At 73.8% G+C, this 9,567-nt stretch carries 9 protein-coding genes; 6 read left to right on the top strand and 3 right to left on the bottom strand.

What is annotated here, in order from left to right:
- On the bottom strand, window positions 1–855 hold an 855-nt coding region (locus AB0I18_RS50675; RefSeq protein ID WP_363112650.1), incomplete at its 3' end, for a PAS domain-containing protein.
- Window positions 856–965: 110 nt separating this feature from the next.
- On the opposite strand from AB0I18_RS50675, the gene AB0I18_RS50670 reads away from it, so the two are divergent.
- From AB0I18_RS50670 to AB0I18_RS50655, 4 genes are all read left to right on the top strand, one after another.
- Window positions 966–1,682 carry a GAF and ANTAR domain-containing protein gene (locus AB0I18_RS50670; RefSeq protein WP_363112649.1) on the top strand — a complete coding sequence of 239 codons (717 nt, stop codon included), beginning with the start codon at window positions 966–968 and terminating at the stop codon, window positions 1,680–1,682.
- A 269-nt stretch (window positions 1,683–1,951) separates the two neighbouring features.
- On the top strand, window positions 1,952–2,626 hold the full coding sequence (locus AB0I18_RS50665) for a hypothetical protein (RefSeq protein ID WP_363112648.1): 675 nt from the start codon (window positions 1,952–1,954) through the stop codon (window positions 2,624–2,626).
- A 155-nt stretch (window positions 2,627–2,781) separates the two neighbouring features.
- Window positions 2,782–4,017 carry an aminotransferase class I/II-fold pyridoxal phosphate-dependent enzyme gene (locus tag AB0I18_RS50660; RefSeq protein ID WP_363112647.1) on the top strand — a complete coding sequence of 412 codons (1,236 nt, stop codon included), beginning with the start codon at window positions 2,782–2,784 and terminating at the stop codon, window positions 4,015–4,017.
- Window positions 4,014–5,084 carry an MBL fold metallo-hydrolase gene (locus AB0I18_RS50655; RefSeq protein ID WP_363112646.1) on the top strand — a complete coding sequence of 357 codons (1,071 nt, stop codon included), beginning with the start codon at window positions 4,014–4,016 and terminating at the stop codon, window positions 5,082–5,084. The genes AB0I18_RS50660 and AB0I18_RS50655 overlap by 4 nt, the downstream gene beginning before the upstream one ends.
- Before the next feature lie 70 nt (window positions 5,085–5,154).
- Here AB0I18_RS50655 and AB0I18_RS50650 read toward each other — a convergent pair whose 3' ends face one another.
- Both AB0I18_RS50650 and AB0I18_RS50645 read right to left on the bottom strand, forming a co-directional pair.
- A complete protein-coding gene (locus AB0I18_RS50650) occupies window positions 5,155–5,784 on the bottom strand; it encodes a VTT domain-containing protein (RefSeq protein ID WP_363112645.1) in 630 nt (209 codons plus the stop codon).
- A complete protein-coding gene (locus AB0I18_RS50645) occupies window positions 5,781–6,629 on the bottom strand; it encodes an MBL fold metallo-hydrolase (RefSeq protein ID WP_363112644.1) in 849 nt (282 codons plus the stop codon). The genes AB0I18_RS50650 and AB0I18_RS50645 overlap by 4 nt, the downstream gene beginning before the upstream one ends.
- Window positions 6,630–6,714: 85 nt before the next feature.
- Here AB0I18_RS50645 and AB0I18_RS50640 point away from each other — a divergent pair, with 85 nt between their 5' ends.
- Both AB0I18_RS50640 and AB0I18_RS50635 read left to right on the top strand, forming a co-directional pair.
- Window positions 6,715–7,140, top strand: coding sequence for a hypothetical protein (locus tag AB0I18_RS50640; RefSeq protein ID WP_363112643.1), 426 nt, complete (start codon window positions 6,715–6,717; stop codon window positions 7,138–7,140).
- 174 nt (window positions 7,141–7,314) lie between these two features.
- Window positions 7,315–9,417, top strand: coding sequence for a phage holin family protein (locus tag AB0I18_RS50635; protein ID WP_363112642.1), 2,103 nt, complete (start codon window positions 7,315–7,317; stop codon window positions 9,415–9,417).
- Window positions 9,418–9,567: the final 150 nt, after the last annotated feature.

The following is a 9,567-nucleotide window of genomic DNA, read 5'->3' as shown; positions in this document are numbered from 1 at the left end:
GAGGGGGCACGCGGCGGGATCCTGCGCCGCCAGGTCCTCGGCCCGCAGGTCCGGCTGGTCGGCCGGGCCGAGGACGGTCGTACGGAGCAGGCGGGCGGCCCCCTCGTCGGCCACCACCCAGTCCGCGAACCGCCCGCGCAGCACCCGGGACGCCCGCTCCAGCACGGCGGCCCGGGTCTTGGCGGGCTCGGCCAGCAGCGCCGTGGTCATCGCGTCCAGCAGGTCCATCAGTGCGGCGTGCCGGGTCGTCTCGCCGAGGTCCGGCACCGGTCCGGGCCCGCCCTCGGCCGACGGCACCCGCGTACCGGCGGGCTGGAGCACCACCAGTACGGCCGTACGCGGCTCACCGCTCGGCCGCAGCCCGGTGAGCGTCGCGTGTACGGGAACGGCGGGACGCTGCTGAAGGTGAACGGTGAGACTGCGGTCGCCCTCGCCGCGCGCCACCGCCGCGGTCTGGGAACGGAACGCGATCCGGTCGGCGTGCGCGAGGAAGCCGGTGAGCGGGCGCCCCGTGGCGTAACCCGCCCGGACGCCGGTGAAGTTGGTCCCCGCGAAGTTCAGCCGGCGGACCACCGTCTCGCGGTCGATCAGTGCGACGGGCAGCGGCAGACGCTGGAAGATCGCCTTGAGGAGCTGCTGCTCGGGGCGGTCGTTGGACGTGGCGTTCGACCCGCCGGTGGCGGTCAGCCGTTCGTACCACGGCCACAACTGGTCGGCCACATGGTCGAGTTCGAAGATCGCCGCGTCCAGCACGGTCGGCAGGTCGTTCTGAGGTACGGACCGTGCCGCCTTCAACTCCGCGACACGGCGCACGAAATCCGCGAGTTCCTCACCGAATTCTTCCGTCTGCGCCATGCGATGAACGTAGCTCGTCACCATCCTTTCCGGGGTGGCGGGAGCGGAACCCCTCGAACTCGTTTTCCCCGCAGGTGAGCGGGAACGCGCAGAGTAGAGGAGGAGTGAAGATGCCGGATACCGAACATCTTGGCCCTCGGGGGACGGACTCCCCGGAATCCGCACATCCGGGTCGTCGACTGTCGGAACTCGCCGAACAGGCCGTGCGCTGCACAGCGGACTGCTGCGGCGCGGGCACGACCGTGTCAGACGGCGGCACGGAGCGGCCGGCCGCGGTGACGCACCCGGACCTCGCGGCACTCGTCTCGGTCCAGCTCCGTTCCGGGGACGGCCCGATCCCCACCGCGCTGGCGGGCGGTGAGCCCGTCGAGTCGGGTGACCTGTTGCGTGAGGAGCGCTGGCCGCAGTACCGGGCGATGGCGCTCGACTCGGGCGTACGCTCCAGCGTCACGATCCCCTTCCGCCGTTCGGGCCTGACGGTCACGCTCAGCCTGTACAGCTTCCGTCCGGGCCGCCTGGAGGACGCCTCGCGCGGCCCCGCACGGGCACTCGGCGACCTCGCCGCCACCTGTCTCGTACGCGACCGCTCCTATCGCGCCGCGCTCACCGAACTCGACCAGCTGGGCGCCGCGATGCGCACCCGCCCCGTCGTGGACCGGGCGTGCGGCATCGTCATGCATGTGCTGGGCTGCGACGCGGACACGGCCTTCGGGGTCCTGCGCCGCATCTCGCAGGGCACCAACCGCAAACTGTCCGAGGTCGCCTCGGCCCTCGTCGAGACACGGGGCCGAGGTCTGGAGCAGGAGCTCGTGTCCCTGTCGAACTAGGGGGCCTCTGAGCCCCGACCGCATTCCGAGCATTCCCGCACCGCCGCGTTCCCCCATCCCTACGGACGTGTGCCGGGCTCATCGGGCCCGGCACACACGCGTGTGTGCCGTCACCCGCTCGGGCGTCGGCGTGGCACGAATGGTGCCCGGCCGCGCGCGCCCGGGCGGTCGCCGGGCTCTGATGGGCTGCGGGGCATGTCGGCCGTGCCCCGCCTCCGCCGCCGTACGGGCGTGGGGGTTCCCAGCCGTCGGCCGAAGGAGCCCAGCCCATGCCCATGCCCATGTCCCGGCCCATGCGCCGTACCGTCCGTGCCCTGTCCGCCACCGCCCTCACCGCCGCCGCCCTGGGCACCGCCACCACCGCTGCAACCGCGAATCCGACGGCGGAGGTCAGTCCGCGCACCGTGGCCCCCGGCGACACCGTGACGGTCTCCGTCTCCTGCGAGCCGACCGGCGGACCCGCACCGGAGACCGTCGAGGCCTCCTCGCAGGCCTTCGAGCAGGGCACCGTCGAGCTGCACAAGGCCGCGGGCGACGACGACACCGCGGCGGGCCCGGCCTACAGCGGCACCGCACGTATCGCGGTCACGGCGAAACCCGAGGCGGGCGGCAAGTCCGAGGGCGACACGACGTTCGAGGGCGGTGCGGACTTCGAGGACCGGGCGCCCGACGCGGTCGGCAAGACCTCGGAGTGGGGCGTGGACGGCGTCTGCCCGGCGGCGCCCGGTGGCCAGGGGAAGCCGTGGAGCGCGTCGTTCACGGTGTCCGGGGCTTCTGGTGAGAGCTCCCGTGGCACGGTCGTCGAGCACGGTGTGCGCGCGGGCGCGGGCGGCACCTTCACCGACTCGCCGATCGCCCTCGGCGCGGGCGGCGCCCTCATCGCGGGCGCCCTCGGTGCCGCCGTCCACAGACTGCGCCGCCGGGAGCCGTCCCCGAAAGGCTGAGTTGGCGGCGCGAGCCACTGGGTACTGAGAGCCATGAGTACTCGAAGCCCAGGAGCACAACCGGCACCGTGGCGAACACGACGGGCCACGGACCGACAGGAACGACAGGGCAGACAGGGCAGACAGGACCGACGGACCGGAGCGCGGAGGTACGCATGCGGGGGACAGAGCCGGAAGGGCACGGGCCGGTCCGTTACGGACCGCCGCTCCCCGGCCAGGGCCTGCCCGTGCCACCCGGACTCGCCGCGGCCGCGGCGGGCGCGCACACCGAACCGACCGGCGGCGGTCCCGCGCTCCTCGACGCCGCCTGCGCCTACTGGGCCCGGCGCGGACTGCCCGCCGACCGCGACCGGACGGTCGCGGCACCCGGCGCCCCCGCGCTGCTCCTCGCACTGACCGCCGCGCTCGGCGGCGACGTCCTGCTGCCGCGCCCGTGCGCGGCCTGGTGGGCGCCGCAGGCACGCCTGTTGGGCAGATCCGTCTTCCACGTGGGGACGCCCGCCGAGTGCGGCGGCGTCCCCGATCCGTACGCCCTCCTGGAGACCGTGCGCCGCGTGCGCGCGGAGGGCGGCGACCCGCGGCTGCTCGTGCTGTCCGTCGCCGACGACCCCGCCGCCACCGTCGCGCCGCCCGAGGTGGTGCACGAGACCATCGAGGCGGCCGCGGCGGAGGGGCTGCACCTGGTCAGCGACGAGACCTGGCGCGACACCCTGCACGAGCCGCAGGACACCGTGCTGCTGAGCCCCGCCGAGATGCTCCCGGACCGGGTCACGGTCCTCACCGACCTGTCCGGCCCCTTCCTGCCGCCCGGCTGGCCGGCCGCCGTCGCCCGCTTCCCCGACAACGCCACCGGCAGCCGGCTGCGCGACCGCGTCCTCGACGTGCTCACGGCGCTCGGCGCCCGGATCGCGGCCCCGGTCGCCGCGGCCGCCGCGTACGCGCTCGACGAGCCCGACGAGATCACCGTGCGGCTCGCCGCGTCCGTACGGCTGCACGCGCGCGTGGCCGCCGCCGCGCACCACGCCGTCGTGACCGCGGGCGCCCTCTCCCGGCCCCCGCGGGCGGGCCGCCACCTGTACGCGGACCTCGGCCCGCTGCGCCACGCGCTCGTCCGGCGCGGCGTCGGCGACGCCCAGGAACTGGAGGACTTCCTCACCGCGCGGCTCGGCATGCCCGCGCCCGGCGGCCACCGCTTCGGCGACGACCTCGGCGCGCTGCGGGTACGCCTGGCCACCGGGCCGCTCCTCGGCACAACCGACGAGGAGCGTTCGGCGTCTCTCACGTCACCGGAACCTCTGGAATTGCCGCATGTGGAACGCGCGTTGAGTCTGCTGGGATCGTCCTTCGACGATCTCCGCGACGACGCTCGGCGATGGGAGTCCCCTCGATGACGCAGCAGTCCGAGTCGACCACGACCACCACGTCCAAGGACGCCGACGATCCGGTGTCCTCGCTCGCCGGGGCAGCCGCCCCGGCAGCCGGCCCCCGGCCGCCCCGCACGGTGGTCCGCCCGCTCGGCGAGCGGCGCGTCTGGCCCGGCTCCTTCGTGGACCGGCTGACCGCCCCGCTGCCGGGCATCAGCGGTTTCGCGCGGTTCGCCCGCGAGGGCGCGCTGCGGCCGAGTCCCGAAGGGCTCGCCGACGTGCCGCGGCTGCCGTACGAGCCGGGCCCGCTGCCCCGCGTGGACGCGCGCACGGTCGCCGTCTCCTGGGCGGGGCACGCGAGCTGGGTGATCCGGATCGGCGGTCTGACGGTCCTCACCGACCCGGTCTGGTCCCGGAAGATCCTCGGAACCCCCGCCCGGGTCACGCCCGTCGGCGTGCCCTGGAGCGCGCTGCCGCGCATCGACGCGGTCGTCATCAGCCACAACCACTACGACCACCTGGACGCTCCGACCCTGCGCCGACTCCCGCGTGACACACCGGTGTTCGTCCCGGCCGGACTCGGCCGCTGGTTCCGGCGCCGCCGCTTCACGCACGTGACCGAACTGGACTGGTGGGAGGCTGCCGAACTCGGTGGTGTCCGCTTCGACTTCGTGCCCGCCCACCACTGGTCCAAGCGCAGCCTGCACGACACGTGCCGGACGCTGTGGGGCGGGTGGGTGCTGACCGGGTCCGACGGGCAGCGGGTGTACTTCGCCGGCGACACGGGGTACGGGCACTGGTTCTCCCGGATCGGTGACCGTTATCCCGGGATCGATCTCGCGCTGCTGCCCATCGGGGCGTATGACCCCCGGTGGTGGCTCAGGGACGTTCACTGTGATCCGGAGGAGGCGGTGCGGGCGGTTCAGGATCTCCGGGCTCGGAGGATGGCGCCGATGCACTGGGGGACGTTCGTGTTGTCTGCGGAGCCCGTGCTTGAGCCGCTCACGCGTGTGCGTACGGCGTGGGAGGCGGCGGGTCTGAGTCGGGAGGATCTGTGGGATCTGCCTGTTGGGGCGTCAAGGGTGTTGAGGTAGGGGTGGGGTGCTTTGGGGCGGTACGTGACTGCGGGTTCGTGGGGGCTGGTCGCGCAGTTCCCCGCGCCCCTTAAGGGCGGGCCGGTCGGCGGACTCGGCGCCATACGCTGGGAGCCGTGCTGATCGCCACGGTCAGGACTACCGCCGCCGCCACGCCCTCCCATGGTTCCTCGAAGAGGGAGCCGCCGAGGACGCCGATCAGCTGGTACGTCGCTGCCCAGGCCAGGCATGCCGGGACGTCGCCGCGGGCGAAGCGGCGCATCGGCCACTTCGCCATCAGGCAGGCCAGCATCACCGGGATACGGCCCGCCGGGACCAGCCGGGACAGCACGAGTACCGCCACGCCGTGATCCGCGAGCTTCTCCTGGGCCTGGGCCAGGCGGTCCTCCGGTGCGCGGTCCCGGATCGCCGCCAGCCAGCGCGAGCCGTTCTTCGAGTTCATGCCCCGCCGCCCGAGCCAGTACAGCGCGACGTCCCCGAGGAACGCCGCGAGCGCCGCCACCGCGAAGACCAGCGCCATCGAGAACGGCGCCGTCTGGTGAAAGGCCACCACCGCCGCCGAACTCACCAGCGCACCCGTCGGCACCACCGGCACCAGCGCGCCGATCAGCACCAGCAGGAACAGCGACGGATAGCCGATCGCCTGCTGGGTGGACTCCGGCGGCACGGTCGTGGCCGCGGCGGCGAGCACGTGTCTCACCGGGTCTCGCCCTCCCGTCGGTCACCGCTCCGGTCGGCGGGCGCTTCCCCGGCGGCACTCGGGGGAGTGCGATACCCGGCGATCTCCGGGCGCACACTTCCGCCGTGCTCCAGCCGGTGCACCGCGACCTCCGGCGCACGCTCGGCGGCCAGGCGCACGAACTCCTCGCCGGGCGCGTGGAATTCGTGGGGGCGCACGGCGTCCATCCCGATCGGCCAGTACGTGCCGTAGTGCACCGGCACCGCGCTCGCCGGCCGCAGCAGGGCCAGGGCCTCGGCGGCCCGCCCGGCGTCCAGGTGGCCCTCGCCCAGATACGGGCCCCAGCCGCCGACCGGCAGCAGCGCCACATCGACGGGGCCGACCTCCTTGGCCATCGACTCGAACAGGCCCGTGTCCCCGGCGAAGTACGTCCGTGCCTCGCCCTCGATCACATAGCCGAGGGCGGGCGCGCGGTGCGGTCCGACCGGCAGCCGCCGCCCGTCGTGCCGCGCGGACACAGTCCGTACGACCAGGTCACCGACCCTTGTCTCGTCGCCGGGCGCCACCTCGGTGAGCCGTAGATGGCCGAGCCTGCGCAGCCCGGGCACCGCGCGCCCGGTGCCCTTCGGCACCAGCACCCGAGTGCCCGGGGCGAGCCGGGCCAGCGAGGGGACGTGCAGATGGTCGGCGTGCAGATGCGAGACCAGGGCCACCTCCGCCACCGCCGCCTCGGCCGGGGGCGGCGCTCCGCCGCGGCGCCGCAGATGCGCGAGCCGGCGCGCGAAGAGCGGGTCGGTGAGCACCCGCGTACCCGAATCCTCGACGGTGCAGGTGGCGTGACCCCACCAGGTGATCTCCACCGGCACTCCTTTGCCCCCTTCGCGCGACTCCCCCAGAGCCTACGGGCAGGAGTAGGGTCGGCGACGAAACCCGGAGGTGAGGGGGGACGCCATGGGAGACACACACGGTGCCTCCGGCATGCTGCGAGTCACGACGATCGCGAGTCTGACGCCGCTGGAGGAACTGGAGGCCGACCCCTTCCTGGTGGACTCCCGCAGTCAGCACGCCATGTGCGCGCGCTGGGCGGCCGAGCGCGGCTATGTGGTCACCCGCGAACTGCTCGTACGAGGACTGCGGCCCGACCACTGCGCGCTCTGGGGGGACGTCGAAGCGGGCCTCGTCGACCTCTTCGTCGCACCCAGCCACCGCGTCCTGGAGCGGGCGCTCGCCTCCGTCGACGAGTTCACCGCCGAGTGCGCGCGGCGCGGGGTACGCATCGAGACGGTCGGCCACGCGGAACCCGCCTACGACGCCCAGATGAAGGCCCGCGTCCACCGCCGCCTGTCGATGCCGACAGCAGGCTACGACGGCCGCTGAGCCTTCCCGGTTGAGCGCCCCGTAAGGGGCGCGGGGAACTGCGCGACCAGCCCAGGACGGCCCGCAGCTGATCCACGGCCCATCCCGCGGAGCCCAAAGCCACCTCCACTCGTTATGACAAGGTTGAGTCCGGACTGGCTGTCAGCGGAGCGTGAGGGTGAGGGTGGGCACGGCGTGAGCGGAGCGCGATGGCGAAGGCTGGCGAGCGCGGTCTGGCGGAGTATCGCGGTGTGGGCCGTGTCCACGGTGACCATGCTGGCGCTCGCCGGAATCCTGCCGGACTTCAGAATCCAGTCGGCCGACGGCGACAGCGCCACCCGTATCGCCGTCACCGCCGCACTCGGCGCCGGAGCCTTCGGCGTGCTCTCGTCCGTGGTGTGGCCGCTGCTCGTCAGGGCCCTGCTCCTGGTACCCGCGCTCGTCCTCGGACTGCTCGTCTTCTTCCTCAACGGCTCGCTCCTGTTGCTCGCGCTGCGCATCATCCCGTCGGGAGAGAGCGAGGCCGCCCCGGAGACCGCCGTGGTGGTCGCCGCGGTGATGTCGGCGGTCGCCTCGGCGACCGGCGGAGCCCTCGCCGTGCGGGACGACGACGCGTACCGGAGGCGGCTGTACCGGCTCTCCGACCGCCGCCGTGTCGAGGAACCGCCGGACACGGGCCCGGCGACCTGCGGCACGGTCTTCCTCCAACTCGACGGCGTGGGCCACGACGTACTCCTCGCGGCCGTGGGCCAGGGCCTGATGCCCACCGTCGCCGGCTGGCTCGGCGCGGGCCCGACCCCCGAGCCCGCCTCCCGCCCCGCCCCTCGCCCCACCCACCGGCTCGTCCCCTGGCGCACCGACTGGTCGAGCCAGACCGGCGCCAGCCAGCTCGGCATCCTGCACGGCTCCAACCACGACGTCCCCGCCTTCCGCTGGTACGAGAAGGACAGCCGGGAGGTCATGGTCTGCAACCGCCCCTCAAGCGCGGCCGAACTCCAGCGCCGGGCCATGGAACGCACCGGCGACAGCGGCCTGCTCACCGTGGACGGAGCCAGCCGCGGCAACCTCTTCAGCGGGGGCGCCGACCAGCTCGCCCTGGTGCTCTCGATGGCCGCCAGGCGGGGGCGGGAGAACCGTTCGCGGGCCGGCTACTTCGCGTACTTCTCCGACCCCGCCAACGCCGTCCGCACGGCCTTGTCCTTCGTCGCCGAAGTCGGCCGCGAGATCGGCGAGTCCACCCGGGCCCGGCTCGGGAAGCAGCGCCCCCGCATCGCCCGCGGCGGCCTCTACCCGTTCATCCGCGCCTTCGCGACCGTCGTCGAGCGGGACGTCGTGGTCGCCGCGGTGATCGGGGACATGCTCGCCGGCCGCGCCTCCGTCTACGCGGACCTGGTGGCGTACGACGAGGTGGCACACCATTCGGGCCCGCGCAGCCGTGACGTGGAGAAGGTCCTGCAGCGCCTGGACCGCTCGCTCGCCCTGATCGCGCAGGTCGGCGAACACGCCCCCCGGGCTTACCGCATCGTCCTGCTGTCCGACCACGGCCAGAGCCCCGGCGAGACCTTCCGCGGCCGCTACGGACTGGGCCTGGGAGAACTCGTCCGGGCCGGCTGCGGGCTGCCCGTGCCCCGCAAGGCGCGGCGCACGCACAGCGGCGCCGAGGCCAGGGCGGCCGTCCGGGCGGCGCTGCGCAGGCCCGTCGAGGAGGGCGGCGAGGAGCACCGCCCGTCCCGCCACTCGGAACCTCTCGTACTGGCCTCCGGCAACCTGGGCCTGGTGTCCTTCACGGATGTACCGCACCGGATGAGCCGTGAGGAGATCGACGCCCGGTACCCGGCGCTGCTGACCACGCTGGCCAACCACCCGGGCGTCGGCTTCGTACTCGTGCGGAGCGAGGAGCACGGCGGACTCGTCCTCGGCGCGCACGGCGCCGAGATCCCCCTGGACGAGCTGGACGAGAACCCGGGCCCGCTCGCCGAGTTCGGGCCCGGCGCCGCCGACGCCGTACGCCGTACGCACTCGTTCCCGCACACCGCGGACATCATGGTCAACTCCTGGTACGACCCGCAGGAGGGCGAAGTCCTCGCGTTCGAGGAGCAGATCGGCTCGCACGGCGGGCTCGGGGGAGCGCAGGGGCGGCCCTTCCTGATGTCGCCCCTCGCGCTCTCCGCGCCCGTCGAGGACGGGGAGGAACTGGTCGGCGCCGAGCACGTGCACCGCGTACTGCGGCGCTGGCTGAGCGAGGCCAACGGTCCGCAGGTGCCCATCGAGGTCAGCCCCGACCAGCAGGCGGCCTGACGGCGCGAAGGCGTGCGGGTGCACAGGCGCGAGGGCGTGAGCGGGCAGCGCGGCGGGCCCGCCACCCCCCCCCCCAGACAGTTGACCCGCCCCCCCGCACAGCCCGCCCCCAATATCCCCCACTCACCCGGCCCGATTAGCACATATGAA

The organism is Streptomyces sp. NPDC050704 (assembly GCF_040654355.1).
Taxonomy (GTDB): Bacteria; Actinomycetota; Actinomycetes; order Streptomycetales; family Streptomycetaceae; genus Streptomyces.
The sequence above is the reverse complement of the archived record's forward strand: the minus strand, read 5'-3'. Positions and strand labels throughout refer to the sequence as shown.